The sequence below is a fragment of the Salinivibrio socompensis S35 genome (assembly GCF_000513715.1).
In the GTDB taxonomy this organism is placed as follows: domain Bacteria; phylum Pseudomonadota; class Gammaproteobacteria; order Enterobacterales; family Vibrionaceae; genus Salinivibrio; species Salinivibrio socompensis.
In genome coordinates this window covers 1-2,468 of sequence record NZ_AQOD01000214.1, presented here as the reverse complement: position 1 = coordinate 2,468, position 2,468 = coordinate 1, and the positions used below count along the sequence as shown (strand labels likewise).

2 protein-coding genes and 1 pseudogene are annotated in these 2,468 nt (G+C 41.2%); 1 reads left to right on the top strand and 2 read right to left on the bottom strand.

Annotated features, from left to right (window positions below; genetic code table 11):
* Positions 1-664 precede the first annotated feature (664 nt).
* Positions 665-1,144 (top strand): annotated as a pseudogene (locus DZ54_RS0117040) (DUF2628 domain-containing protein); the annotation flags it as partial.
* Positions 1,145-1,513: 369 nt separating this feature from the next.
* Here the strand turns inward: DZ54_RS0117040 and DZ54_RS26540 are convergent.
* Both DZ54_RS26540 and DZ54_RS0117030 read right to left on the bottom strand, forming a co-directional pair.
* Positions 1,514-1,756 (bottom strand): hypothetical protein, encoded by a 243-nt coding sequence (locus tag DZ54_RS26540; protein WP_240474071.1) that lies wholly within the window; start codon positions 1,754-1,756, stop codon positions 1,514-1,516.
* The coding region (locus DZ54_RS0117030) for a hypothetical protein (protein ID WP_025675410.1) at positions 1,746-2,468 on the bottom strand (723 nt) is incomplete at its 5' end. The genes DZ54_RS26540 and DZ54_RS0117030, both read right to left, overlap by 11 nt.

The following is a 2,468-nucleotide window of genomic DNA, read 5'->3' as shown; positions in this document are numbered from 1 at the left end:
TTTCTATGAGTCATATAGATAGTGACCTGTTGATCCGTGATTCGTGTTCCCGGCACAGTGAACTCCCTCCGTTCTGCTGTACCGAACCTTATCAGACCAACCGGCCAAGATAATTGTCGCTAGACCGGCCACCGTAATTGTCGCTCAATAAGCTGGTTGGACGAGAAGGATATGGGTACAGAGTGAGGGATCTGGCTTTAGCGGTTGGAGGGCTGAAGGCAATGGCAGCGGGAGAGCTCAGGTGAAAAAAAGTGGGGATCCCTCAGACCTAGGTTACCATCATGGCGATTTATTCGACATTGCTTCCAATAAATCATTGCTTTATGCATTTACCTCAAATTAATATGAGCGTTTATCGCTGATTTTGCTAGCATTAATCGCCTTGCACAGAAACGTGACAGGCATCTAGATATACACTTGATCGGTCTTACTTTAAGCATAATTCTGCAGATAAAAAGCTATACCCTAAAAACACACTCATCGCCCTATCATATCGAGGACAAAATGGATCAGACTGGCAAACCGACATTCAGTACAAAATGGGAGAAAAGATTTAATCTATTGCAAGAACTTAATGCTGATGTTCTTGAGTATTATGACATACAACGTAGTAATGGATTCAAAGAGCTAAGTTTCAAATCTCGAACGCTTATTATTTTTCAACTTTCCTGCACTTTTCTTCAACTTTTTTTACTACTTCTATAAAGGAATGTACTTAAAAGGGCTATCAATAATGGCCCTATCATTCACTTGGATTGCCATACTCACAACTACCGAGTTTTTCACAGGCTTAACGCTTCCTAATATTACATATTGGGGTGTACCATCTTTTTTATGCAGCATGCTTGCAAATATTGACTACTATCGAAAAGTCTATCATCAAGAAAAAATGTGGCGCTTCCTTCCTATAAGGTTTCAAGACCAAAGATTTATATTTGGGTTATTAGCAATATCTCTTTTATTGTGGGGAGCCGCTATCTCATTCATAGCTACACATACCTATGCGACCAACAGTGGATATAACCACCCTAACCCTGTCAAGGTCCGCTGTGGCAGCAATAACATGCTGGCTACACCAGAAGAACTCCAGCTTTACGGACGCGATATCATCTGCGCCCAACTTTCCTTACCACTTACCGAATAAATTAACATACAATTGTTCCGCTTATCTGGCCAGTGAAAAGTCGGACAGATAAGCGCCAGAACAGTAAGTGGTAGCTTGCAGAAACGATACGCCAAGTCCTGTTTTTAAAAGACTTTCTCTCTCATATCAGATTAAATCTATTCAGACACGCACAGCTCAGGTGATAAAGCATAAGTCTTACTAGAGTACTTTAAAGTTAACTGCCTTTCTGATAAGCACTCAACATAGCCATGTTCAACAATCTCACTTTTTATTACACCATCTACCAAACAGCATAGCTTATAGTGCCGAACAAAATGATGGCTGTAATTATCTTACCAGAAGCGGAGTAAAACAACCCTTTGATTAAGGATTCAGTAAATGGATGTATCATAAAAAAGGAAGGATTGTCGCGAAACCAAATATAATAAAACCAAGGAAAGGGGCAATATTATTCACCACCCCATTTACCTTTATTTTCGGAAGCGAACCTATCAACTGGCTCAATCTTACAACTTCATTGATTTGATCATAGGTTAACCAACACATGAAAAGCATTGCAGGCCAAGCTATTAGCATTTTTAGCCAACGACGTATTTTTAATCGACGATTGAATTTTTCATTAGAAATCATCGATTAACTCCTCAACTGTCCTTTTCATTGGTTCAGTAAACTTATGCGTTTCATCTAATTTAGATATTTCCCTGCCGATTAAAACAGCACTAATAGCAAGAACACCAAGAGTTACTGCCGCTGGAATAACAAATGCCGTACTAAAAACAGTCATGCCAAGAAGCGTAACTCCCTGAGCCAAAACACCGGCAGCAATGCCCTTGACTGCGTCTGCAGAAAACTGCCCAACCACTTCGCCTAATGTTTTTTCATCGTGAAGCATATAGTCAACTGCATTGACTGCACCACTAAAAATAACTTCGACATAAACATTGCCTTTAAGGTAGGTGACATTTCCTTTCACTGTATTGAGCGCATGTCCCAACTTAAGCATCTGAGGAGTGGCTGCTTGCCAGCGAGGGCCAATATCTAGGTAACGGGGTTGATAATTTTCAACCACTATGTTCATTACACCATTAATGTTAACGGCTTTCGCGGTCGCTCCCAATCCTCCTAGTTCTTTTACAACTTCATAGGCTCCTTTCACGCCAGTTGCCACTCCCGTGTAGTCTTTACCCGTTGATAGCTGCCCATGCGTATCTTGCATAAAGGCGTCCAAATACTCGTTCGCTTCTTCTGGGGTTAACACAGCAAGACGCGTATTTCTTTGTTGCGAATGATCCCACTGGTACTCTCTTGCCACTTCACGTGCATCATCTAGCAGTGCCTCATC